Source organism: Sedimentibacter saalensis, assembly GCF_007830175.1.
GTDB lineage: Bacteria > Bacillota > Clostridia > Tissierellales > Sedimentibacteraceae > Sedimentibacter > Sedimentibacter saalensis.
In genome coordinates, this window is the sequence record NZ_VLKH01000006.1 from 47,997 (window position 1) to 72,361 (window position 24,365).

A 24,365-nucleotide genomic window follows, 5' to 3' on the forward strand; every position below is an offset into this window, starting at 1 on the left:
ATTGTACGTGTACCTCTTTTCACTCTACACATGAAGATTCAGATCGTAGGGGAGGACTACTGTCCTCCCGTATTATACAAAATTCATTGACATAATAAGAGCGGGCGTATACAAGATACGCCCCTACAGATAGATAATATAACATTTTGCGGTGAATTAGGTTCCGTTTTATTGATGAATCGATATTTTGCAGTGAACCAAAACCCAGATGGGATATCTATTTTTCACTTTACACATTAATTCCCAGGTTGTAGGGGAGGACCTCGTGTCCTCCCGTATTATACAAAATTCATTGACATAATAACAGCGGGCGTATACAAGATACGCCCCTACAGATAGATAATATAGCATTTAGCAGTGAATTAGGTTCCGTTTTATTGATGAATCGATATTTTGCAGTGAACCTTAAATCACAATTATTTCTTTAAATTATACACATATGCTGCAAAAACAGATGTTATTGGTATTGCAAACAGAATTCCCATGCTGCCTATGATTGCCTGTATTATTTCAAACACAATCATTTCCAGGTTGAACAGCAAAAGTGTGTCGTTGTAGTTTGCAACAAGCAGGAGCACTACAGCCAGAGAGCTTCCGATGTACGCCAATATCAATGTGTTTGTCATTGTGCCTATGGCATCCTGCCCTATGTTAAACCCTGACTTAAGCATTGTTTTAAAACTTTTTTCAACCATATTTTCTGAAAGCTCATTTAGTGCAGAAGCAATTGACATGGAAACGTCCATTACTGCTCCAAGGGAACCGATGACTATGCTGCTCCACAACACCGCAATGAGGTCAATTGGCTTTTCTGTTTCAAGCATGAGTAAAAACATGGTGTCGTCGTCTGTTATTCCGGTGAGATTTAAAATCTTGCTTATGAGGTATGCAAGAATCCCTGCAATCATAAGTCCCCCAAGATTTCCAACAATGGCGCACAATGTTTTTTTGTCTGCTCCGTTTATTAGCAACAAGCTCATGAATATTATGAAAATGCTCACGATTATTGATGACAAATAAATGTTGTTACCTTTAAGAATAGACGGAACAAACACCATAAATATTGATAAACATGTGAATACCAGTGAAATTATGGTGTTAAGTCCTTTTTTGCGGCCAAACAATATTATCAAAAGGAAGAAGCTTATTAAAAGCATCAAGAGCACACCGCTTCTGTCATATTCAACAAATGTCCATTCTTTGCCGTCACCGTCCCTTGCAATAAGGGAAGACATGAGAATTTTATCCCCTTGTTCTACCACTTTGGCATCAACAGCTACCATGTCGTCCATATATTGTCGTGCATTTGTAACGGTTCCTTTTTGGTCACCGTTTGTTATTCTTGCAGTAAAACTTATTGTCTTGCTTGAAAATGTTTCATAGCCGCTGTCAATGGTTTCTTCTGATACATCATCAACAGAAATAATTTCAGCCTTGTAGGATTTATCGTATTGCTGACTGGCAAAGCTAATCTTGTTCATGTTGTATCCAGCTAATATAAATGCTACCGAAAGCAGTATTGTCAAAATGTATACCAATTTGTTCTTATTTGAATTGTTAAAATTTTTCAGTTCCATAACATACCTCTTCAAATTTAATCTCATTAAGTATATCACAATACAGAGATTATTCAAATTAAAATCCAAAAATATAGATAGCACCCAATTTTCTTTTCAATTCGAAAATCGGGTGCTATCTATTTGGGTTTTCTAATTCGAATCCTGTTGGAATCACCTCATTCGTCACCATCAAGATCAAATTAACTTATCTTACATCTGTTTTCATTTTCTGATACTATGACTGCAAATTGAGCTTTCATTAAAGCTCTTATTCTTCAACTTTATGCAGCGATCTGTTGGAATTACTTTTCAGATTATTGTAAGTAAGTACAATTTGTTGTATCAATAATATACCCAGCTGATAATACTTTAAACACTGTTTTAATAAATTATATGCACAATAATAAAAGGGGTTACTGTCTTCAAATCTGGACTTGTTGTTTGCAATATAGGAACGAATATGTTGACATAAATTGTCGAAATTGTTATACTATAGAAAAATATGTTGTATGAAAGGAGCAATTATGGGTAAATTTGTAGTCAAAGAAGTAAATTCAGGTTTTAAATTTGATTTGAAGGCAACAAACGGACAAGTTATAGCAAGTTCAGAAGTTTATTCAGCAAAGCCATCTTGTTTAAAAGGAATCGAAAGCGTGAAGAAAAATGCACCGATTGCAAACCTGGAAAACCAGTTGGTGGAAGGATACGAGGTAATGAAAAATCCTAAGTTTGAAGTATATGCTGACAAATCAGGCGAGTTCAGATTCCGTCTCAAAGCCAAAAATGGTGAAATCATAGCAACATCAGAAGGGTATAAGGCAGTAGACAGCTGCATGAATGGTGTGGAGAGCGTCCGTAAAAATTCAGAAAATGCAGTTATAGAATAAAAAACAAATCAAACGGGACAGAGAACTGTCCCGTTTGATTTATGTAAATATTCGAAGTCTGTCATTCTGAGGCGTAGCTGAAGAAACTCATGTTTTGACAAAGATGAGATGCTTCACTATCGTTAAGGATGACATAAATTGACATTTCAGTGGCTTTAACAAATACTGTCTGTTGTCTGTACTTAAAGTTATTCCATTCGGCCCCATTTCATTTCAGTGCCGCTTTTATCATATTTTTTCCTTTTACCTGTAACATGTTCAATATCAATTCTCAAAAGATATGTAACATTGTAACTTACATCAATTGCTGCATCAAAAAACTCCATGTCACCAGGAGTGTATTTTTCACTTATGAGCCTAAGTCCCATAATTTTCTCGTTTTTATCTTCAACTATGCTCACATTTCCAAACACAACTGCAGATTCAAACTCAGTGGTGAATCTTGTCTCCAGAGTTTTCTTGATTTCCTGATTAGCATCTGTGTTTTCATTTAGTTCAACAGGAACATGCACGTCTCCTACAAATGACATACATACTTTTGGATTTCTCTTTATATTTTCAATTTTAGTTCCAAGTTTTGCAGAATGAAAGTAAATTTTATCATCTCTTCTTACAGGAGAAACAGGAATACAGTATGGACTTCCATCTTCATTTATTGTGGCCAAAGTTCCGAACTGTGATTTGTCAATTACAGCATATGCAAAGTCCTTGTCCATTTCACGGTCTTTTCTTCTCATTGGATTCATTAAATACACCTCTTTTCATATTTAATCCACTTTTTTTATTCTTGTTTCAAATTTCCGGCAGAATCATCTTAAGTGGTGACTATATTGTATTATTAAAATATAAACTTTGCAATAAAAATCAAAGTTTAATGATAAATAAGACCTGCCGCTAATATTCTTTATGTTTGTATAATTAAATTTTCGTTTTATTATTATACTCTTGCTAAAAATGCTGTAATAATATAAAATATTTGTATTGCTGTATGAAAACATCAGTAGTCTGTGTATATACAGTTTCATTCAACAATGATTTAATTAATTTTTTCACCCTGTTTTTTCCATGGCATACCCGAATAATATAAAACGCGATAAATTTAGGAGAAATTATGAATAAAAAACTGCAAGTTTTGGTTGCTGACTTGGGCAAGGACACATACAATTATCCGCTGAGCATCGTTTTTATTATATTTTCCATTTTCTTAACAACTTTGATAGCATTTATGACGGGAGGAAGCAATTCATCCCTTCACCTTTTATATATACCGTTATTTTTTTCTGTCTTGGTTTTCGGAATCAAGGGAGGAATCATCACAGCTGTTGTTGCAGGTCTGGCAGTAGGGCCTTATTTGCCTATTAATTCTGCAAACAATATTATGCAGCCACCTGCCATGTGGTTGTTCAGGATTGGTATATTCATTGTCATAGTTGTATTTGTGGGATCGCTCATTGAGCTGATTAAAAAAACAGAAGAACTCGAAAAAAGAAAAGCTTATGAAGACTTGAGGACCGGATATTACAACTTCAACAAGTTCAAGCTTGATTTGTGGACTATGGTATCAAGCTGCAAATATCAGGACATATCAGTAATCATGTTTGAATTTCAGAATATTGATATGATCAAACGTTACGTTGACGTAGAAACAAGTCAGAAATCTTTTGTTGAATTGTTGGACAAAGCCGAAAAGTATTTTGAAGACGGCACAATCTATGCAGCAACAAGCAAAAAAATAACTGTCATACTTCCTGAATGGGATGCATGGGAGGCGGCTAAATCAGCCAAGGATTTCATTGCTACAACGAAAAAACCAGTATACATAGATAACTTTCCCATATCAATAGTGGTGAAGGGAGCTGTAATAAATTATCCCAAACATGAAACAGATGGTGACAGGCTGATTGTAAAGCTTGACAAGGCTATTGAGCAATGTTTGAGATGCCACAGCGAAGTTGTCATTTATGATGATATAATAGAAATAGAACAGGAAAAGTATTACAGCGGACTTGTTTCATTGTACCACTCACTTCAAAATGACATGTTCACATTAGCATACCAGCCGAAAATAGATTTGAAAAACAATTCAGTTATTGGAGTTGAAGCGCTTTTAAGGTGGAAAGACAAGGACAAGAAAAGTATGTCAATTTCAGAACTAATAAGAAGGGCTGAGGAAGCTGGTTTTATAAATCAAATAACAAGATGGGTTATAAAAAATACAGCCATGCAGATGAAAAGATGGGATGAAAAGGGCATTATCATGCCTGTATCAATAAATCTTTCCGCAAAGGAACTATCTGATGATACATTTGTTGAATATGTGAGGGAATGTTTAGATGAATACGGTGTAAATCCTAATAATCTGGAATTTGAACTTACTGAAAGAATAATCATACTTGATGAAAAAAACGCACTTGAACAATTTAGAAAGCTGAAAAAAATGGGAATCAAGATGTCACTAGATGATTACGGATCTGGTTTCAACTCGGCAAAATACCTTATGGAATACGGCGAAATATTTGATTATTTAAAGATAGAAAAAAAACTCATTGACAAAATTTCAAATGAGAAAAACTTTGCAATAATAAAATGCATGATAAATGCAACTCACTTGTTTGGCATGAAGCTTGTGGCCGAAGGAGTGGAAACAATCTCTCAGGTTGAGTTATTAAAATCTGCAGACTGTGACTATATACAGGGATTCTACTACAGCAAGCCCTTATTTGCAGAAGACCTTGAACAATTCCTGCAAAAACAGAATCTGTAGGGGAGGACTACTGTCCTCCCGCATTCATATTCCCAAAAAACCAAACACCATGCTCACCAATCTGTAGGGGAGGACCTCGTGTCCTCCCGCATTCATATTCCCAAAACCAAAACACCTTGCTCACCAATCCGTAGGGGAGGACTACTGTCCTCCCGCATAAACATTCATTGATACAATAGCAACGGGCGTATACAAGATACGCCCCTACACATTGATAACATAGCATTTGTAGCGAATTCAGATACCCGGTTTAATTGATGAATCATTATTTTGTGGTGAACTACTGTCCTCCCGCATTAATATTCAAAAAACCTAAACATCTTGCTTTACCAATCTGTAGGGGAGGACTACTGTCCTCCCGCATTTATATTCCAACCAAAAAGAGACACCCAAAGGTGTCTCAAAACATACATTTAATTAATCTAATGCTTCTCTTAACAATGCAAGCAAGCATTCATAAACACATTCGCATCTGTTTCTGGTTCCGCCGTCAGGCCTTACTGATCCTGGTCTTTCGTGGCAAGGATGCCAGCAGTCATGATGGTCTTCTACAGCTTCAGCCAACAATTCAAACAAGCATTCATAAACACATTCGCAATCGCATCTTCTTAATCCAGTTTCGCCGCCTACATTACCATTGTTGCATTTTCTTCTGCAAGTATTACCAGCTACATTACCATTATTTGGTCTACCCATTGATAAAAACACCTTTATATATAAATTTGAGCCAAGCTCATTCATATCATATTCCTCTGCACGTAAAGTGTGACGGAAAATGTCGAAAAAATTTATATGCTACTTAATGTTGTTACAAATGGAGGAGTTTCGTAATGCCTGATTCACTAAACTGTATGGTAGAGCCTTGTGTTTGTCTCGTGCCCGCCGCTTGTTGAACAAACGAATATGTGAAAATACATACATTCGTATTTAATATACATGTACGAAATATGCATATTAGCCAATATCCATAAATTAAAATCTGATATAAAGTGAGTAATCTGGAATATTAAACGAATTTATTCTAAGACCGTTCCACTTAGAGTTATATTTTTGTTTGCTTTTGAAGTATCCCGTGATATAATATAAAAGCGCATTTTAAATTAAATATGAAAGTTAAGTATTTTTTATATTTTAGGAGTTTGCTTGTATGAAAAAAATAAGAAATTATTCAAATATTATAATGATTTTTATGACAACTATATTAATAATTCTGTTAGCATATATATTTTGGATAACCTGGAACGAAGTATATAGAAAGGTTGTTATAGATCCTTTCTATGAAAAGGGTTCACTGTTATTAACTGTAGTTTATATTATAATATATTTTTTATTTGCTAAAATTTATGAAGGCTTTAGAATCGGGTTGTTAAAAACATCTGAAGTAATATATTCACAATCTTTATCCCTTATTTTTGCAAATTTATTGACATATATGCAAATAAGCTTAATTGCTAAAAAACTTGTTAACCCATTAATGCTGGGCGTTATGACAGCAGTCGAAGTTTTTGCAGTGTTTATATGGGCTATTATCAGCAATAAATTATACTTTACCGTATGTCCGCCAATTAATATGTTGATGATATATAGTAATAAATCTGCTATAGATCTTATGTCAAAAATGGAAGGACATAAAAACAAATATAATATTTGTTCAATGATTAATACAGAAGAGGGATTTATATCTATTAAGAAAAAAATAGATCAATATGAAGCAGTTATGATCTGTGATGTAGAATCATCTTTGCGAAATAAAATTGTTAAATATTGTTATAAAAAGTCAATTGAAATTTATATGACGCCTAAATTATCGGATATAATAATTCAAAGTTCGGACAAGCTACATATTTTTGATACACCTCTTTTGATATGTAAGAATCATGGGTTATCTTATTCACAAAAGATTTTAAAAAGAGCAATGGATATAATTATTTCTATAATTTTTATAATTGCTTTATTCCCAATAATGATTATTACTGCGATATTTATAAAACTCTATGATGGTGGGCCTGTAATATTTAAACAAAAAAGACTAACGATAAATAATAATGTATTTGAAATATATAAGTTTAGAAGTATGATTGTTAATGCTGAAAAAGATGGGGAAGCACGTTTAGCCAGTCAGAATGATGATAGAATTACACCAATTGGCAAAATTATTAGGAAGATCAGACTTGATGAACTACCTCAAATATTCAATATATTGATAGGTGATATGTCTATAGTGGGGCCTAGACCAGAGCGTCCTGAAATTGCAGAAAAATATATAGGAATAATGCCAGAATTTGAATTTAGGACAAAGGTAAAAGCAGGCTTGACGGGATATGCCCAAATCATGGGTAGATACAATACTACACCCTACGATAAGTTAAAGTTGGATTTAATGTATATAGGTGAATATTCAATGTTTATGGATATTAAACTAATGTTAATGACAGTTAAGATATTATTTATGGCAGAAAGCACAGAAGGCATAGTAGATGGAGAAGTCCTACCGGTAGCAATAACCCAAGATGACGATACTAGTCAAATATTTTAATAAATAAAATGCAATGTCTATTAAGTTGAATAATAAAAAATCTTTGGAGTGTGACAAGATGGGCAATACAGATACACCACTGCCATTAGTAAGTATCATTATGCCAGCATATAACTGTGAAAAATATATTGCTGAGTCTATAAATTCTGTTTTGATGCAATCATATAAGAATTATGAATTAATTATTATTGATGACGGATCTAAAGACAAGACAGTTGAAATAATAAAAAATTTTTCATTAAGAGATTCTCGTCTAAAAATATATATTAATAAAAAAAATCAAGGAGTTTCCTATTCAAGAAATAAGGGAATAGAAATAGCAGTCGGTGAATGGATAGCTTTTTTAGATAGCGATGATTTATGGAAAGAAACAAAACTTGAAGAGCAAATTTTACTTGCACTGGAGAAAAATGTGAGTTTTTTATTTACAGGATCGTCATTTATAAATGAAACCGGTCAGCCATATTCAGGAATCTTTGAAGTACCAACTGAAATATCATATAATCAACTGCTTAAGCAGAATGTTATTTCATGTTCATCTGTTATGATAAAGAAATTTCACCTTGAAAAGTACAAAATGGAAAGAGACGATACACATGAAGATTTTGGTTTATGGCTAAGAATACTAAAAAATGGGACAAAGGCATACGGAATTAATGAGCCATTGTTAATTTATAGAATATCGAGTAAATCAAAATCAAGCAACAAGATAAAATCTGTTAAAATGACATATAAAACTTATAGATATGTTGGATTGAACTTTTTTACATCAGCCTATTATTTGTTTTGGTACATTGTAAAAAGTTATATAAAATACAAAAATATAAAAATTAGGTCTTGGGGGAATTAAATTGAAAGATAAAATTGAAAAAAAAACTAAACAACCTTTATCAATAAATTATGAAAACAAGAGATTATCTATACTTTACTTTGCACCGTTGCTAATTATTGCAGGATTTGTTCCACTTATAACATATGCTAAATATCTCGATTTACAAGGCACAACTCAATCTCTATTTTGGACAGGACAGCAACAGTATTTAGATTTCTTCAGCTATTGGAAATCAAGGTGGCTTATTGTACTGACTGCGATTACGTGTGTTTTTTATATAGTACTTTATAAACAAAACAAACTACCATTTAAAAATGTAAAACAATACTATATACCACTAGGCATTTATGCAATATTTGTACTAATTTCAACATTATTTGCAGTAGATACTACTACAGCTCTATGGGGGTTTGTAGATATGTATCAAGGTATGTTTGTTCTTATGAGTTATGTTTTCATTACATTCCTAACAATTAATTTTATAAATAATGAAAGTGATTTATCTTTATTTGTTAGGGCATTTCTATTTCTGATGTTAGTTGAAGGATTCATCGGCATAGGGCAGTATTTTGGATTTGATATCTACCAGACTGATATAGGGAAAAGCTTGATAATGCCAGGCAATCTGCTTGTTGAAAATTTATCATTCTCATTTGGTCCTAAAACAATATATGGAACATTGTTCAATACAAATTACGTAGGTAGTTTTGCTACATTGATGCTTCCTATGTCGATTGCTGCTCTTTTAGGAGCTAAGTCCATGAAACAAAGAATTTGCGCAGTTTTAGCATCTGTTCTGATGATATTTATATGGATTGGATGCAATTCAAGAGCTGGTTATATAGGAGTTGCTATATCTTCTATACTTGGATTATGGCTGTTCAGAAAGGCTATCAAGAGGTATTGGAAAATTTCAGTCAGTCTTCTGGCTGCTTCGGCTGTTATATTTGTAGGTTTTAATTTTATTTCTGATGGGGAGTTACTTAGCAGGATTAAGACATTTAATTTAATTGAACAAATTGAAAATATGAAAGAGTATAATGAAAATGCTTTGAAATTTGAAAGTATTGAATTGGGCAAAAACACTTTTTCTGTAAAAACAAATAAAGAGACATTAAATTTTAAAGTTGAGCAAGAAAAGCTTTATTTTTTGGATAAAGAGTTTAATGAATTGGAAATAGTGACAAAAGGAAATGAAATAACATTTAAAGATCCAAACTATAGTAGATATAAAATTTTTATGCCTGAGGATTATCCGGGAGTAACTGTAACTATTGGCGGTTCATTATATAAAATTAATTTTTATATTGGTGAAAATAATATTAAAATATTGGGTACAGGAGGGAGAATTACTACTCCAGTTGTTGCTGAAAGGATAGAGAGTTGGGATGATTATGATGGATTATTGTCAGATAGAGTTTATATTTGGAGCAGAACTATTCCTTTGTTAAAAGATAATTTTATAAAAGGTGTTGGAGCTGATAATTTTCCAATTGCATTCCCTCAGGACGATTTTGTAGGTAAATTAAATACAGGTTGGGATGCAAATATGGTTGTTGATAAACCACATAATATGTATTTGCAGATAGGTTTGAATACCGGTGTGATTTCTTTACTTTCATTATTAGCAGCGTGGAGTATATATTTGATTACAAGCCTAAAAATTTATAATAAGATACATTATGATTCCTTGGAAAAGTATGTCGGAGTAGCATGCTTTATAAGTATTTTCGGCTATTTGGTAGCAGGATTCTTTAATGATCAGGTTGTATCAGTAGCGCCTTTGTTCTGGATTATACTTGGAATGGGAATCTGTATTAATTTCAATTTAAATAAAAAAGGTGAAATTAATTGATACAGGAGAATTATTAATATTATGAAATTATTATGGATTAGCGGTTTAGCTTGGAGAACAAAGTCAGGATATGAGAGAAAATTAAATGGACCTGGTGCAGTTTCGGGTTCCATTTTTCAACAAAGTATTATCGATGGTTTAGAAAAGGGAACAAGTGATGTACATGTAAATATAATTTGTGATTATCCTGAAAAATGTGGGTTTGTATCAAAAGGTAAAGAATGGGCTCATCGTGAAGGAGCTAATGATAAATATGTTTTTTATGTTAATATTCCTATTATATCATTAATAACAAAAACAATAACCATGTGTTTTTCAATTTTTAAATATTTTAATCAAAATCGAGACACAAATTTTGCAATAGGATATTTAGTTCATACACCGTACTTATTAGCCTTGAATTTTGCAAAAATTATTAATAAAAAATTAAAATGTATTCTTATATGCCCTGATTTACCTGAGTATATGGACCTTGCACTAGCTGAGAAACCTTTTAAAAAAATTTTGAAGAATTTGGATAAAAAGATAATCGATAAGGCTTTGCAGAAAATTGACGGATATATACTTTTTACTGACTCTATGAAAGAGAGACTGCCAACTGAAGGGAAACCTTCTTTACTATTGGAAGGCGTCTGTTCAGCGGATGATTTGAATATGGAACCATGTGAAAAAAAACATGCATTTATGTATGCTGGTACATTGCAGAAAAATTTCGGCATTGAAAATATAATAGATGCATTCAAATTGATACAGGATAAAACAGTTGAGCTTTGGATTTTTGGAGATGGAGACTTAAGAAGTTATGTTATACAACAAGAGAAGGAAGATAAGCGGATTAAATATTTTGGATTTAGAGACAGAAAAGTTGTATTTGAATATGAAAAATCCTGTAAGTTACTAATTAGTGTTAGAAATCCTACTGATGAATTTACGAAATATTCTTTCCCTTCCAAAACATTTGAGTACATGATTTCTGGCACACCGTTTTTAACAACAAGGTTACCAGGAATTCCTAAAGAGTATGAGGAATACTTGATTTTAATTGATAACAATAGCATCGACACCATAAACAGAAAAATGCAAGAGGTATTAAATAACACTATTGAATGGAATGTTGATTTTGGTGAAAGGGCTAAAAATTTTATTCTTAAAAATAAGTCCGCAAATATGCAGTCAAGAAAGGTTGAGGAATTTCTTCTAAATATTAAAAATGTGCTCTAGTAGTTAATATGTAAATAATATGTGTATTTAAAGATAAATATGGAGTTAAAAATGATTGGACGTAAAAAGAGTTTTAAAGTAGAATACATTGCATGGATTGCACTGTTTATATATTTCTTGTTAATGTTTTGTGTATCAAGCACAGTATTTTTTCTTCGCCCTTATTTATTAACAGCATTACCTTTATTAATATTAGTTATTGAAATTGTTATATTAAATAGGGAAATACTTGTGAGCAGGAGCATGGTTTTGTTTATATTTTTGTACCTGATAAGTCTTATTTCAAGTATTATAAACAGAACATTTTTGGAATTAACAGCTTTGCAAAATTTCCTGCAGTATCCTGCTATTTGTTTAGGAATTATATTGATGTGTAATACCAAGGAAAAATTAATAAAATTTTTAAAGATAATATTTTGGCTTGGATTTTTAGGCGGACCGATTATAGGTTTATACCAAATGGCAATAGGTGATTATCTATATCCACTTCCTAAAGATTCAATATATCAGATGAATATATTTATAAGCACAATAATATGTACAGCTGTTCAATACAATGCTAATTTTGTTGCCTTGCATATGACTTTTGTATTCTTTATAGGAATGTATCTGACAGGACAAATTACATATAGAAAAAAGACATATTCAGTCGCTGTAATAATTACATTTATATGTTTGATTTTAACTTATTCAAGGACTGCATTAATTGCAGTTATTTTCAGTTTATTTATATACTTATGTATGAACATCAATAAATACAAAACAGCTTTGCAAGTGACTGAAAAGATTTATTTATTTTTAGTGATAGCTGTTATTATAATGATTATTATTTCTGTTGCAGAAGTTAATGTTTTTGAATTTATACAAAACTCGTTATCCGCAAACTTAAAGAAATTGATGGTGATTAAAGATAAGGGAAATGTCATTATAAGATTTGAGCAATGGAAAGCAAGCATTAAATCAATTGCCAATGCACCGATACTGAATGTGTTTTTTGGTTTTGGAAATAATTACACTGAAAAGTTAGCAGAATATTCCGGATACAATATAAGTACGCACAATACTATCTTTGAACAGCTTATGACGAATGGTATAATTGGTGTTGTAATAGTAATTATTATCATGATCTCTACATTAAAAAAGTTTCTGGTTTTATATAAACAATCTTTTAAAGAAAGTATATTGCTATGCGGTTATTTCACACTATTAATCATTTTACAGATGATAAGTGCACTGTCAATTGAAATTATGGTGTTCTTTGTATTATCTGATTTGCTGTTGAAATTAAATTTTCAAGGGAGTGTGTTTGATGAGTAGAAGAGACATGATATATCGTAATTTGGATATTATAGAGAACATTTTATGGGATGTTGTATTTCAAGTGAAAATGGTGAAAGATAAGAATTATCGCGATACTATGTATCATAACAAAATATTTAATAATAAATACAAGGGTGAAGCTTGTTTCATATTAGGAAATGGACCATCACTAAAAGAAGAGCAAAATTTAGAATTTTTGAAAAATCATTATGTATTCACTGTAAATCAGTTGTATAGGTCTGAAATTTTCAACATAGTACAACCTAATTTTCATCTTATGGTCGACCCATTATTCTTTTCATTGCGAGAAAATGAGCCTAGTGAAAATGATACATTGCAACGCATTAAAAATCTAAGTTCTTATGAAAATTTGACATTGATACTTCCTTATACATCAAAACAATTTATTGAAAATAATCATATTGGCAATAAGACAAATATTTATATCGAAAGTAGATATAGAAGTTATGATGGATTTAAAAGAAAAATTAGAATGGATAAATATATGCCTCAGGTACAGACTGTAGTACATGCCGCAATTTATTGTGCAATATATATGGGATTTAGCAAAATATATTTGTTAGGTTGTGATATGACTGGTATTTTAGAAAATTATGTAAAGAGCACTAAAGATCAGGACAATGAAAAGTTTATCCATGTTTATGGGTATAATGAACAGGAAAAAGAAAGAATTAGAAAAGTTCATCAAATGAATGACAATGAAATTATGTTGAAGAGTTATGCCACAATGTTTTCAGTTTTTAGAAATATACATGATTATTGTGATAGAAATGGCATTCAAATATATAATACAACTCAAGGTGGTGCTTTAGATAATCTGCCAAAATTAAGTCTGGATGAAGTGCTTTCTGAACTTGGGGAGGATATTAAATAAAATGGGTGTAGGCATAATTTTTGATACAATAAAATATATATTGTTCAATTCCAAAAAAAACAATGTTAAATTGAGCATTGGGTCTAATATCAATAGTAATGTTAAATTTCAAGGTGCTAATAAAATCGGGAAAATGACAAATCTAAGGAATTGTACATGGGGTTATGCTTCATATTGTGGTGAAAATTGCACTATTGGTGAAGCTGCAATAGGAAAGTATTGTTCAGTTGGCGATAGGGTACACTTTATCGGAGGAATGCATCCTTCTTCTGATTTTGTATCTACACATCCCGCTTTTTATTCTGTAAGAAATCAAGCAGGCATTAAATATGTAAACGAGAATAAATTTGATGAGTACAAATTTATTAGTAATAATAAAGCCTTTATCATCGGAAATGATGTTTGGATTGGATCAGATGCAAAAATAATGCAGGGAGTCAAAATAGGAGATGGAGCGATTATTGCAGCTGGTGCACTTGTAATAAAAGATGTTGCCCCATATGAAATTGTCGGAGGGGTTCCTGCAAAGCACATAAAATTTAGATTTTCTCAAGAACAGATTGATCGGCTGTTGCAGATAGAGTGGTGGAATTATGATGAGGAGAAGATTCGTTTGCTTTCTGATTCTATGATAGATATTGAACAATTTCTAATTCAGATAGATACGCTGCATGAAAAGGATGATAGGAGGTAGTTGAATGAACTTAAATAGTAGTGAGTTTTCACTTGATGATTTTGCAATAGTAATATTATCTTTTGATGGATATTCAGATTTGTGGGAATACTTTTTTAAGTTTTTTAATATGTACTGGCCAGACTGTCCATATAAATTATATTTGGTAACTAATAATAAAGATGTAGATTTTAACAATGTTATAGTAATTAAAACCGGAGATGAAATATCATGGAGCAACAGAACAAGAATTGCATTATCAAAAATAAGTGCTAAATATGTTCTTCTGCTTCTTGAAGATTATTTTATTGGTAAAGAAGTCAGCAACCATGATTTTAATAAAATAGTTGCAAAAATATTATTAAATAAATACAGATATTATCGATTAAATAGAAATCCACCACCTCGCGGAAGAATAGACAAATCAATTAATGCATACGAAATTAATGAAAATGAAGAATATGGAATAAATTTACAACCGGCATTATGGAATAAAGATTTTCTGATTAATTTGCTAGGAAATGGCAATTATAGTGCCTGGGAATTTGAGATAAATCAGTTGAAAAAAACATATGTATTATCAAAAAAGCATATGGAAGGATGCTATGTAGATAATTCAAATGTATTTATTATATATAATGGCGTCCTTAAAGGTAAATGGATACCTGGAACATTAAAATATTACCGTAACCAAGGTATTGTTATTGATCCAGGGAATCGTGCTGTTTTAAAAGCTTCTGAAGAATGGAATCATATAGTAAGGACTTACATAAGAAACCATATTCCGTATTGGGCTAGAAAAGTAATAAAAAAATTAATGACACAAATCGGTGTAAAGTTTGTTACAAAGTACTAAAATAAAAAATCGGGGTAAATGAATTTTGAAATTAAATAATCAGCTGAAAAATATGATTTTATATGCTTCGGCAATAATTATTCAGAAAGGTATATCATTCTTTTTGCTTCCTCTATACACATCCCAGCTTATTCCAAGTGAGTATGGCACATTGAACATTGTTACTGGTGTTTGTTCATTCTATGGTGTTTTGGCGACATTAGGAATGGATGCGGCTGCCGGAAGGTATTATATAGAATATAAAGATGATAATGAAAATAGGAAAAAGTTTATAGGTACTGTGGTATATTTTACTATTTTAGTAAGCATGCTATTAGCAGTGTTGCTATTAATTTTTGGTCGATACCTTGTAGTACCATTTGCTGAAGGTGTTCCTTACTACCCACATATTATTATTGGAATTGTTTATATATTAACAGTCCCCATATATTCGATGTATCAACGAATATTGCTAATGAAAGAGAATGCTAACAGATATTCAGCCAATTTAATAACAAATTTCTTAATGCAGACGACACTAAGCATAATATTTGTAGTTGTTTTTAAACTGCAATCATTAGGCGTTATCTTAGCGATGTGTATTACAGGAATTATATTTTTTATTATATCTATTAGAAGTCTTAAAGTAGAAACAGAAACAATTATCAATAAAACACATCTAATAACAGCTCTTAAGTATTCAATACCATTAATTCCCCATACACTTTCAAACTGGGTCAATACTGTATTTGACAGGATTATTTTAGCAAGGTTTTATTCATTGGTTGAAGTAGGCATATACAATGTAGCAAACCAATTAGGAATGATTACGAATGTATTTTCTGCAGCGATTAATCAAGCTTATGTGCCATGGTTATATGGAAAAATAAAGGATGGACAGAATATTAGAATCAATCAATCAATAAATATATTGACTGGATTATTCAGCCTCTTAGGCATTGGAATAATTCTATTAACTCCAGAAATACTTAATATTATGGTGGACGAGTCTTATCATGAAGCACTGGAACTTATCCCGATATTTGTACTGGCCTATAGCTACTCAAATTTATATCTCGCTTTTTTGAATATTGTAATGTATCATGTTAAATATGCAAAATATATTGGTGTTGTAACATTTTCAGGGGCTTGCTTAAATATGGTATCGAATCTAATATTTATTCCTAGATACAGCATGTACGGAGCAGCACTTACAAGCTTAGGCACAAAACTAATTGTTTATGTTGTAATAATGATATTAGCAAGAAGTAGCAGTAAAATCAGGTTTGATTGGTTCAAGATAATTTTATTTACAGCTACATTAACTATTATTGCTGCTGTCAGCATAACAATAAAAATTAGCTTAGGATTTAGGATTTTAATGTGCATTGTCACTTTAGCTGGATTCATCTGTGTTTTAAATAAAGATATTAGTGCTTTATTGAATTTTAGTATATTTAATAAATTTGATTAAATTTTAAGCATATAGTAAAGGAGAATCATTATGAACTACAATAATGCTAAAATATTAGCGGTAATTCCGGCACGCGGAGGTTCTAAAGGAATTCCACGCAAGAATGTCCGATTGATGAACAGAAAACCTCTCATATCTTATTCTATAGAAAATGCGTTGTCATGTAAATCAATTACAGACATTGTTGTTACAACTGACGATGAGGAAATAATCAGTATAGCAAAGTTATATGATATTGACTATATAGTAAGAGATGCAAGATTAGCTGATGATTTAACAACACTTGATCCTGTTATATATGATGCAGTTATTAAAATGGAAGAGCAAAATAAAATGATTTATGATGTGGTAATTACATTGCAGCCAACTTCGCCATTATTAAAACCGGATACTTTAAATCGCGCGATTGAAAGTTTCATTAACGACGATAAGGATTCTTATATTAGTGCAGTTAATGATCCGCATTTAACTTGGTCAAAAGAAGGAAAAAGTTATGTTCCCAATTATGAAAAACGTGTTAATAGACAATTATTGCCTCCAACATATCTTGAGACAGGTTCATTTTTTATCTCTAGTAGAAAATGTGTAACTTTGGAAAGTCGACTTGGAAAAAACCCATCAATTTTTGAAGTACCTAAGGAAGAATCAACAGACATTGACAGTGCCAACGATTGGATTGTTTGTGAGCATTCTTTGAAGAAAAAAAGAATTGTATTTAGAGCAGATGGATATAAAGAGCTTGGCATGGGACATATCTACCATTGCTTAACTTTAGCATACAACTTGACAGGACATGAAGTTATGTTCGTTACTAAAGAACAATATACAGAAGGTGTTAAAAAAATTCAGGACAGTTTTATGCCATATGTTTTGATAAAAAGTGATGATGACTTTTATTCGTTTTTAAAAAATTGGAGAGCCGATGTAGTAGTAAATGATTGCTTAAATACGGAAAAATCATACGTTTTAAAATTGAAAGAGCTGACAAAAAGGGTTATTACTATAGAAGATTTGGGAAACGGGGCAGAATATGCAGATGCAGTAATAAATGCCTTATATAATGATGATACTTCGCCAGATAACTATTTCTTTGGTGAGAAATATGTATGCTTAAGAGATGAATTTTTAACCAATAAACCTAAACCATTTTCAAGAATTGTTAAAAATGTTCTGGTTATTTTTGGCGGTACCGATCCTTCAAATTTAACACTGAAAATATATGAGTTTGCTTTAAAAATGCATAAGCTATATCCGAATGTGACATTTAATTTCATAACAGGCAGCGGATATGACGTTAATGCAAATGATTTAAAAACTATTGAAGAAAAAAATATATATGTTTTGTCTGACGTGAAAAGGATTAGTGAATATATGAAAATCGCAGACCTTGCTTTCACATCGCAGGGTAGAACCGTTTATGAATTAGCTACTTTAGGTGTCCCTTCAATTGTTTTAGCACAAAATGAAAGAGAGCAACTCCATACATTTGCACAAATGCAGAACGGTTTTCTTAACTTAGGATTGGGAAAGGACATCTCATTAAAGACGTTGGAATCTACATTTGAATGGCTTGTAGGAACAGAGCAAGTTAGAAACGAGATGCGAGAACTAATGTTAAAACACGATTTGAAAAAGGGCATTAATAATGTTATTAGAATTATATTAAAGGAGGATTAAGAAAAATATGATAAATACAATTGTTAATAGAGCTAGTGAGGGAAAATTTGTATTAATAGCTGAAATTGGAGTTAATTATTATGATATTGCGAAAAAAATGAATATTTCTGTAATGGATGCTGCTAAATTAATGGTGAAAGAAGCAAAATTTGCAGGAGTGCATGCAGTGAAATTTCAAAGCTATAAAGCTGATACATTGGCAGCCAAGGAATCTCCTTCATATTGGGATACAAATGAAGAATCAACATCATCTCAGTATGAGCTTTTCAAAAAATATGACAGTTTATCGTATAATGAATATAAAGAACTGTCTGAATATTGTGAAAATTTAGGTGTTGAGTTTCTTTCAACTCCTTTTGATATAGAGTCTGCTAATTATCTGAATGATTTAATGAATATTTATAAAATTTCTTCATCTGATTTAAATAATTTAATATTAGTTGAACATATAGCAAAGAAGGACAAACCCATTTTATTGTCGGTTGGTGCTTCCGATGAAGACGAGATTATCAGAACAATAGAATTGATAAGAAAATACAATAACCAGAAATTAGTACTGCTGCACTGCGTGTTAGAGTACCCTACACAATATGAACATGCAAACTTAAATAAAATTATAAGCCTAAACAACTTAAAGAATAAATATAAAGATTTAATTACAGGATATTCGGACCACACGAAGCCGGATGAATATGCTGATATTATTAAGACAGCATACAATCTAGGAGCCATAGTGGTAGAAAAACATTTTACTCTTGACAAGACACTACCAGGGAATGATCATTATCATGCAATGGATACGAATGATGTAAAAAAAGCTATAGAAGGAATCGAATTTATAGATAAAATAAGAGGTAGTTATGAATTAAAATACTTGGAATCAGAACTTAGTGCAAGGGAAAATGCGAGAAGGTCATTAATCGCTGCAACATGTATTAAGAAAGGTACAGTTATAACTAAAGATATGCTCACATTTAAAAGACCTGGCACTGGAATTTCTCCAGCCGAATTAAATAAAGTAATAGGGAAAGTTGCTTTGTGTGATATTTATGAAGATACTATACTTAAATATGAAATGATAAACTAAGATGCTAAACAATATCTTTTACATAGAACCTGCATAATGCTTATAAAATATTGTTATGTTCAATAGATTTGCGGAATTAAAGGCTTTGTGATATAGTAGGAAACATGATTGCAAATATTTTTCAAAGAACATAAAGAATTAGCTTTTAACACAGAATATAGCTTATGGTTATTTGCAGAAACTATGCAATTCTATAATGAAATTAACAAAGTAATTATTAATCGTCTTAGATAAATTGGAGGAATAAGTATGTTTAAAAATAAAACTTTATTAATTACAGGAGGTACAGGGTCTTTTGGAAATGCTGTACTTAATAGATTTTTAAGTACAGATATTAAAGAGATACGTATATTTTCTCGTGATGAAAAGAAACAAGATGACATGCGCCATATTTACAACAACGATAAGATTAAATTCTACATCGGAGATGTTCGTGATTTATCCAGTATAAAAAATGCAATGTATGGTGTAGATTACGTTTTTCAGGCCGCAGCTTTGAAGCAAGTGCCATCATGTGAATTTTTCCCGATGGAAGCTGTAAAAACAAATGTAATAGGAACTGAAAATGTCCTCACTGCATGTATTGAAGCAGGTGTCAAAAAAGTAATTTGTCTTTCAACAGATAAAGCAGCATATCCTGTTAACGCAATGGGAACGTCTAAAGCCATGATGGAAAAAGTATTTGTTGCAAAATCAAGAACTGTAGATTCTAACAAGACATTGATTTGCGGTACTCGTTACGGAAATGTATTGTGCTCAAGAGGGTCTGTTGTCCCACTGTTTATCGAACAGATTAAAGCTGGACTCCCATTAACAGTGACTGAACCATCAATGACAAGATTTATCATGAGCTTAGAAGAAGCGGTTGAACTAGTCTTATTTGCTTATGAAAATGCTCAAAGTGGAGATATTATGGTACAAAAAGCTCCTGCTACAACCATTGAAGTATTAGCTCAAGCTGTTAAAGAGTTGTTTAATGCAGATAATGAAATAAAAGTAATTGGAATACGTCATGGTGAAAAAATGTATGAGACTTTGCTTACTAAAGAAGAAAGTGTTCATGCAATTGATATGGGAAACTTTTATCGTGTTCCTGCAGACAAACGTGATTTGAATTATGATAAATACTTTTTTGAAGGTATGCAAGAATATAATAAGTTGACTGAATTCAATTCAAATAATACACAACGTCTGACTTTAGAACAGACGAAGGAAAAATTATTAAATTTGAAGTATATAAGAGATGAGCTGGAATTATGGAAAAATCGAGCATGAAGATTCTAGTTACAGGAGCTAACGGTTTTATTGGCAAAAACCTTATTACTGAACTTAAGAATCGTGGCTATAATGATATTTTTGAATATAGTAGAGATATGGAGATATCTTTGTTAGACACTTATTGTCAAAAATGTGAATTCGTGTTTCATTTAGCAGGTGTTAATCGACCTCAAAATCAAGAGGAGTTTATGGAAGGGAATTTCGGATTTACTTCTATATTACTTGATTTGTTAAAAAAACATAATAATAAAGCAACGGTTATGATGTCATCATCAACTCAAGCAGCCCTAAACAATCCTTATGGACGAAGCAAAAAAGCTGGAGAGGATTTAATGATTTCATATAGTAAAGAAACAGGAGCAAAGGTATTAGTCTATAGATTCACTAATGTGTTTGGAAAATGGTGCAGACCTAATTATAACAGTGTTGTAGCAACATTCTGCCATAATATTGCTAATGATCTGCCTATTAAAGTAAACGATCCAGATGCTAGCATGAATTTAGTATATATTGATGATGTGATTGTAGAATTGATTAATGCACTAAAAGGTAAAGAAAATAGGAACGGAAATTTCTGTGAGGTTTCAAATACACATACAATTACGCTTGGTGAAATTGCAGAATTAATCAAATCATTTAAAGATAGCAGAAAGACATTAAATGTACCAAATATGGCCAATAAATTCGAAAAAAAATTATATAGTACCTATACAAGCTATTTACCAATAGATCAATTTAGTTATCCATTAAAAATGAATGTTGATAATAGAGGATCTTTTACAGAAATAATTCGTACAATGGATAGAGGTCAGTTCTCTATTAATATTGTAAAGCCTGGTATTATAAAAGGGAATCACTGGCATCATACCAAAAATGAAAAGTTTCTTGTGTTAAGCGGAAAAGGATTAATTCGTTTTAGAAAGATTGGTACAGAAGAGATTATTGATTACTATGTGAGTGGAGATAAAATGGAAGTGGTAGATATCCCAGTTGGATACACACACAATGTCATAAATACTGGAGTTACTGATCTGGTAATATTCATGTGGGCGAATGAACCATTTAATCCGGAAGAACCGGACACATATTTCTTGGAGGTATGATATGAAGAAATTAAAAGTAATGACAGTCGTAGGTACCAGGCCGGAAATTATTAGATTATCTGCTGTTATTAACAAATTGGAAGAGTCAAAAGCTATAGAACATGTTTTAGTACACACAGGACAAAATTATGATTATGAATTAAATGAGGTGTTCTTTAAAGATTTTAAATTGAAAAAACCAGATTATTTTCTTAATGCAGCAATTGGTAATGCAGTTGAAACTATAGGTAATATCCTCATAAAAATAGATCCAGTAATAGAAAAAGTAAAACCAGATGCTTTCTTAGTTCTTGGAGATACAAATAGCTGCCTTACATCTATTGCAGCCAAAAGAAGACATATTCCAATATTCCATATGGAAGCAGGCAACAGGTGCTTTGATCAAAGAGTACCAGAAGAGACTAATAGAAAAATAGTTGATCATACAGCAGATATTAATCTAACATATAGTGACATCGCAAGAGAATATTTGCTTAGAGAAGGAATACCTGCAGACAGAATAATTAAAACCGGAAGTCCAATGTTCGAAGTAATCAATTCAAGAAAAGAAGATATTGAAAAATCAGATATTTTGGAGAGATTAAAACTAGAGGTCGGAAAATATTTTGTTGTGTCAGCTCATCGTGAAGAAAATATAAATTCTGATACTAATTTTTTAGATTTAGTGGATAGTTTAAATGCCATTACAGATGAATACAGATTACCAATTATAGTTAGTACTCACCCTAGGACAAGAAAAATGATAGATTCTAAAAAAATTATATTTAATCCGTTGATATCACTTATGAAACCACTAGGATATAATGATTTTGTAAAATTGCAAACAAATGCAAAAGCTGTAATTAGTGACAGTGGGACTATAAATGAAGAATCATCAATTCTTGGATTTAAAGCACTTAATATAAGACAAGCACATGAAAGGCCAGAAGCGATGGAAGAAGCTTCTGTAATGATGGTCGGCCTTACAAAAGAAAGAATATTACAAGGATTAGAGATATTAGAATCTCAACAAGGTGATACCTTAAGAAGAGTAGCAGACTATAGTATGCCTAATGTTTCTGACAAGGTGCTTAGAATCATATTGTCATATACTGATTATGTCAATAGAGTTGTCTGGCAAAATAATTAGCTAATATTAAATTTATTTGATAGTGGATGATTTAATCATTTTTAAATTGTTCATTGTACAACTTTCTGTTATAATGTAATTTCAAAGGAATTAAATATTTACAATAAGGAGCAAATAATGAACGAAAATCAAAATAATGTACAATATTATAGAAATGAAATTGACCTAAAAGAACTTATTTTAGCTTTATGGAAAAGAAAAAAGATGATAATAAGTTTTACTTTAGTTTTCGCAATATTAGCGGGGTTATTTAGCAAGTTTGTGATATCACCTGTTTATGATACAAAACTAAATATAGTTATAAGTATGCCTGAAGTTTATTCTACAAGATATGGTGATTATACATTGCCTATTACTACTAATGATCAGTATATAAAGTTGATTACTAGCAATGATGTTTTAATAAATACTATAAAAGATATGGAATATGATACAGTTGAAATATCATTAGAAAAGTTAAGGAAAAGAATTGCTATAGGAAATGTTGATACAAAGACAAATACTATTCAAAACAGTTTTGAAGTAACTGTTTCTGCAGATAATCCAGAAGAGTCATTAAAGTTGGCACAGACATTATTTGCTAATTATATAGAATTTATAGATGTAATGACTAAAGAAAGAGCTATCAATTATTTCATAAATAATTTTAGTATGAATATAAAAAGCTTGGAGAACAAATTAAAGAGTACTAGAGATATATTAAGTACAAATGAAGAATTATTAGCTGAGACACCTCAAATAATAACAAAAGGTGAAGCAAGTATAGAAATACAGACTCAATTGACTGATAAAAGTGATTATGTTGTTCCTGTTAATACAGTGAATCCAAATTATATAAAAATTGAAAATGATATTGTTGAAAACAAACAGTCAATAAATATTATTGAAAATTCGATTATGATGAATAATCAATATATAAGTGAGCTTGGTGTGGAAAAGCAAGCCTTGAATAAATATTATGAAACAGGACGAGCTAAAAAGTTAGAATCAAGTGTAATAGGTGTTGTAGAAACAAGTGTGTATTTACCTTCTCCTCCTGTAGCGCCAACACAAAAAACAAGCCCTAGCAATTCATTAAATACCATAATTGGTGCAGTAATCGGCGGAATGATAGGTGTTATGACAGCACTGATAAAGGAATATTGGGTTAAAGAAGCATAAAATAAACAAGGTTATTTATAATTAAATCATCATAATTCTTATTAACTTAAGTTTCATAAATATAATTTAGAGGGGATTA

Annotated in this window: 20 protein-coding genes; 17 read left to right on the forward strand and 3 right to left on the reverse strand. The window is 31.4% G+C overall.

Annotated elements, in window-relative coordinates:
• Positions 1-416: 416 nt before the first annotated feature.
• A complete protein-coding gene (locus LY60_RS11250; protein ID WP_170226189.1) occupies positions 417-1,577 on the reverse strand; it encodes a YibE/F family protein in 1,161 nt (386 codons plus the stop codon).
• A 506-nt stretch (positions 1,578-2,083) separates the two neighbouring features.
• Here LY60_RS11250 and LY60_RS11255 point away from each other — a divergent pair.
• Positions 2,084-2,446 (forward strand): YegP family protein, encoded by a 363-nt coding sequence (locus tag LY60_RS11255; protein ID WP_145083624.1) that lies wholly within the window; start codon positions 2,084-2,086, stop codon positions 2,444-2,446.
• Between the two features lie 188 nt (positions 2,447-2,634).
• On the opposite strand, the gene LY60_RS11260 is transcribed toward LY60_RS11255, so the two are convergent.
• Positions 2,635-3,192, reverse strand: coding sequence for a pyridoxamine 5'-phosphate oxidase family protein (locus tag LY60_RS11260; RefSeq protein ID WP_246145422.1), 558 nt, complete (start codon positions 3,190-3,192; stop codon positions 2,635-2,637).
• Positions 3,193-3,557: 365 nt separating this feature from the next.
• Between LY60_RS11260 and LY60_RS11265 the strand changes: the two genes are divergently transcribed.
• On the forward strand, positions 3,558-5,210 hold the full coding sequence (locus LY60_RS11265) for an EAL domain-containing protein (protein WP_145083626.1): 1,653 nt from the start codon (positions 3,558-3,560) through the stop codon (positions 5,208-5,210).
• A gap of 417 nt (positions 5,211-5,627) precedes the next feature.
• Here the strand turns inward: LY60_RS11265 and LY60_RS11270 are convergent, their stop codons facing one another.
• A complete protein-coding gene (locus LY60_RS11270) occupies positions 5,628-5,906 on the reverse strand; it encodes a hypothetical protein (RefSeq protein WP_145083629.1) in 279 nt (92 codons plus the stop codon).
• A gap of 451 nt (positions 5,907-6,357) precedes the next feature.
• On the opposite strand from LY60_RS11270, the gene LY60_RS11275 reads away from it, so the two are divergent.
• The 15 genes from LY60_RS11275 to LY60_RS11345 all read left to right on the forward strand — a co-directional run bounded on the left by LY60_RS11275 (position 6,358) and on the right by LY60_RS11345 (position 24,286).
• On the forward strand, positions 6,358-7,746 hold the full coding sequence (locus LY60_RS11275) for an exopolysaccharide biosynthesis polyprenyl glycosylphosphotransferase (RefSeq protein WP_145083632.1): 1,389 nt from the start codon (positions 6,358-6,360) through the stop codon (positions 7,744-7,746).
• Positions 7,747-7,804: 58 nt separating this feature from the next.
• Positions 7,805-8,596 (forward strand): glycosyltransferase family 2 protein, encoded by a 792-nt coding sequence (locus tag LY60_RS11280; protein ID WP_145083636.1) that lies wholly within the window; start codon positions 7,805-7,807, stop codon positions 8,594-8,596.
• Between the two features lies 1 nt (position 8,597).
• On the forward strand, positions 8,598-10,433 hold the full coding sequence (locus tag LY60_RS11285; protein ID WP_145083639.1) for an O-antigen ligase family protein: 1,836 nt from the start codon (positions 8,598-8,600) through the stop codon (positions 10,431-10,433).
• Positions 10,434-10,454: 21 nt separating this feature from the next.
• On the forward strand, positions 10,455-11,654 hold the full coding sequence (locus tag LY60_RS11290) for a glycosyltransferase (RefSeq protein ID WP_145083642.1): 1,200 nt from the start codon (positions 10,455-10,457) through the stop codon (positions 11,652-11,654).
• A gap of 51 nt (positions 11,655-11,705) precedes the next feature.
• Positions 11,706-12,971, forward strand: a complete 1,266-nt coding sequence (locus tag LY60_RS11295; protein ID WP_170226190.1) for an O-antigen ligase family protein — start codon at positions 11,706-11,708, stop codon at positions 12,969-12,971.
• Positions 12,964-13,869, forward strand: a complete 906-nt coding sequence (locus tag LY60_RS11300; RefSeq protein ID WP_145083648.1) for a 6-hydroxymethylpterin diphosphokinase MptE-like protein — start codon at positions 12,964-12,966, stop codon at positions 13,867-13,869. Before LY60_RS11295 ends, LY60_RS11300 begins: the two co-directional genes overlap by 8 nt.
• A gap of 1 nt (position 13,870) precedes the next feature.
• The gene (locus LY60_RS18340) at positions 13,871-14,563 is read left to right on the forward strand and encodes a CatB-related O-acetyltransferase (RefSeq protein ID WP_145083650.1); all 693 of its coding nucleotides are present in this window, start codon (positions 13,871-13,873) and stop codon (positions 14,561-14,563) included.
• Positions 14,564-14,567: 4 nt separating this feature from the next.
• Positions 14,568-15,398, forward strand: coding sequence for a hypothetical protein (locus tag LY60_RS11310; protein ID WP_145083653.1), 831 nt, complete (start codon positions 14,568-14,570; stop codon positions 15,396-15,398).
• A gap of 25 nt (positions 15,399-15,423) precedes the next feature.
• On the forward strand, positions 15,424-16,851 hold the full coding sequence (locus LY60_RS11315) for a lipopolysaccharide biosynthesis protein (protein WP_145083655.1): 1,428 nt from the start codon (positions 15,424-15,426) through the stop codon (positions 16,849-16,851).
• Between the two features lie 30 nt (positions 16,852-16,881).
• The gene (locus LY60_RS11320; RefSeq protein ID WP_145083658.1) at positions 16,882-18,528 is read left to right on the forward strand and encodes a cytidylyltransferase domain-containing protein; all 1,647 of its coding nucleotides are present in this window, start codon (positions 16,882-16,884) and stop codon (positions 18,526-18,528) included.
• Positions 18,529-18,535: 7 nt separating this feature from the next.
• Positions 18,536-19,615: an N-acetylneuraminate synthase family protein gene (locus LY60_RS11325; RefSeq protein ID WP_145083660.1), complete on the forward strand. Its 1,080-nt coding sequence runs from the start codon at positions 18,536-18,538 to the stop codon at positions 19,613-19,615.
• A gap of 249 nt (positions 19,616-19,864) precedes the next feature.
• On the forward strand, positions 19,865-20,890 hold the full coding sequence (locus tag LY60_RS11330) for a nucleoside-diphosphate sugar epimerase/dehydratase (protein ID WP_145083663.1): 1,026 nt from the start codon (positions 19,865-19,867) through the stop codon (positions 20,888-20,890).
• A complete protein-coding gene (locus LY60_RS11335) occupies positions 20,887-21,996 on the forward strand; it encodes a capsular polysaccharide biosynthesis protein CapF (RefSeq protein ID WP_145083999.1) in 1,110 nt (369 codons plus the stop codon). The genes LY60_RS11330 and LY60_RS11335 overlap by 4 nt, the downstream gene beginning before the upstream one ends.
• Before the next feature lies 1 nt (position 21,997).
• Positions 21,998-23,125: a non-hydrolyzing UDP-N-acetylglucosamine 2-epimerase gene (gene wecB / locus LY60_RS11340; protein WP_145083666.1), complete on the forward strand. Its 1,128-nt coding sequence runs from the start codon at positions 21,998-22,000 to the stop codon at positions 23,123-23,125.
• A 117-nt stretch (positions 23,126-23,242) separates the two neighbouring features.
• Complete coding sequence (locus tag LY60_RS11345; protein ID WP_145083669.1) at positions 23,243-24,286, forward strand: Wzz/FepE/Etk N-terminal domain-containing protein; 1,044 nt, start codon at positions 23,243-23,245, stop codon at positions 24,284-24,286.
• Positions 24,287-24,365 lie beyond the last annotated feature (79 nt).

What these genes read in the sequence shown, in the direction of transcription:
- LY60_RS11255 (WP_145083624.1), top strand. Translation starts at nt 2,084, where the DNA reads ATGGGTAAATTTGTAGTCAAAGAAGTAAATTCAGGTTTTAAATTTGAT.
- LY60_RS11265 (WP_145083626.1), top strand. Translation starts at nt 3,558, where the DNA reads ATGAATAAAAAACTGCAAGTTTTGGTTGCTGACTTGGGCAAGGACACA.
- LY60_RS11345 (WP_145083669.1), top strand. Translation starts at nt 23,243, where the DNA reads ATGAACGAAAATCAAAATAATGTACAATATTATAGAAATGAAATTGAC.
- LY60_RS11270 (WP_145083629.1), bottom strand. Translation starts at nt 5,906, where the DNA reads ATGGGTAGACCAAATAATGGTAATGTAGCTGGTAATACTTGCAGAAGA.
- LY60_RS11310 (WP_145083653.1), top strand. Translation starts at nt 14,568, where the DNA reads ATGAACTTAAATAGTAGTGAGTTTTCACTTGATGATTTTGCAATAGTA.
- LY60_RS11325 (WP_145083660.1), top strand. Translation starts at nt 18,536, where the DNA reads ATGATAAATACAATTGTTAATAGAGCTAGTGAGGGAAAATTTGTATTA.
- LY60_RS11280 (WP_145083636.1), top strand. Translation starts at nt 7,805, where the DNA reads ATGGGCAATACAGATACACCACTGCCATTAGTAAGTATCATTATGCCA.
- wecB (WP_145083666.1), top strand. Translation starts at nt 21,998, where the DNA reads ATGAAGAAATTAAAAGTAATGACAGTCGTAGGTACCAGGCCGGAAATT.
- LY60_RS11300 (WP_145083648.1), top strand. Translation starts at nt 12,964, where the DNA reads ATGAGTAGAAGAGACATGATATATCGTAATTTGGATATTATAGAGAAC.
- LY60_RS11330 (WP_145083663.1), top strand. Translation starts at nt 19,865, where the DNA reads ATGTTTAAAAATAAAACTTTATTAATTACAGGAGGTACAGGGTCTTTT.
- LY60_RS11250 (WP_170226189.1), bottom strand. Translation starts at nt 1,577, where the DNA reads ATGGAACTGAAAAATTTTAACAATTCAAATAAGAACAAATTGGTATAC.
- LY60_RS11320 (WP_145083658.1), top strand. Translation starts at nt 16,882, where the DNA reads ATGAACTACAATAATGCTAAAATATTAGCGGTAATTCCGGCACGCGGA.
- LY60_RS11260 (WP_246145422.1), bottom strand. Translation starts at nt 3,192, where the DNA reads ATGAATCCAATGAGAAGAAAAGACCGTGAAATGGACAAGGACTTTGCA.
- LY60_RS11290 (WP_145083642.1), top strand. Translation starts at nt 10,455, where the DNA reads ATGAAATTATTATGGATTAGCGGTTTAGCTTGGAGAACAAAGTCAGGA.
- LY60_RS18340 (WP_145083650.1), top strand. Translation starts at nt 13,871, where the DNA reads ATGGGTGTAGGCATAATTTTTGATACAATAAAATATATATTGTTCAAT.
- LY60_RS11275 (WP_145083632.1), top strand. Translation starts at nt 6,358, where the DNA reads ATGAAAAAAATAAGAAATTATTCAAATATTATAATGATTTTTATGACA.
- LY60_RS11335 (WP_145083999.1), top strand. Translation starts at nt 20,887, where the DNA reads ATGAAGATTCTAGTTACAGGAGCTAACGGTTTTATTGGCAAAAACCTT.
- LY60_RS11295 (WP_170226190.1), top strand. Translation starts at nt 11,706, where the DNA reads ATGATTGGACGTAAAAAGAGTTTTAAAGTAGAATACATTGCATGGATT.